Annotated in this window: 1 pseudogene and 1 riboswitch; the pseudogene reads right to left on the bottom strand. The window is 46.3% G+C overall.

Annotated features, from left to right (window positions below):
* Positions 1-286, bottom strand: a pseudogene (locus tag A3738_RS03345) (hypothetical protein); the annotation flags it as partial.
* 105 nt (positions 287-391) lie between these two features.
* Positions 392-598, bottom strand: a riboswitch (cobalamin riboswitch).
* Positions 599-827: the final 229 nt, after the last annotated feature.

The raw sequence follows: 827 nt of genomic DNA on the forward strand, positions 1-827 counted from the left end.
CTGCACTAGACCCACGGATACTCACAGTCGAATAAGAACCTATCCCACCTACTTGACGAATTTGAACGCCACTCTGATCAGATAACACATCCGCGACATTAGAGAACTCATGACCAAACTCACTAGAACGAATTACTGTTGTATGACTTGAAGTATGCTCGGTATTGATATGATCGGCATCAAGCTTAGAAGCTGTCACCACAACGGTTTCATGCTCGACGGTTTCCTCAGCAACAGCAAACGTCGAAACAAGAAGTAGAGAAAGTAAAACTAAACGTAGACCCACGCACTTCACCAGCAATCGCGCAGAGAGAGAAGCAAAGAACAGTAATGGTTAACGAGCGACAATCTAGTTCGTTAGACATCAGTCCCAAATATCGCCCTCCGCAATATCTAAAAAATCACTTCAGGCCGGTCTCCGGGCTTACAAGTTGTCATTCGACTTAGTCGAACGGCCTTCCCATGCTTTACTGCACAGTGGCGAGGATGCCGACTTAACTTGCTTACCGTTGCGGGGGCAGCGTTGGACTTCAACCAACTTCCCGTTTCACTCGCTCACTAGATTTAGTGATTGAGCACCTCAAGCAGGGCTGCGACTTTACGCAGTTCACATTTTCAAGTCAATTGATTTATTAAAACTGGGGCAAGGAGTGACGGGACTAATGAAGTAACATGGTCGAGTGTACGAAGATCAGAACTGCAATGAAGAGCAAAACGTTTAGTCGAGCCTAAACGAGATGGGTACAGTAACATAGCCTCTCAACGAAGCTTCAGCCGCATCAGCAGGAGAGAAGCTCCAGCTTTCGTAAATAGTTGAATAAGCGGCA

The organism is Oleiphilus sp. HI0066 (assembly GCF_001635725.1).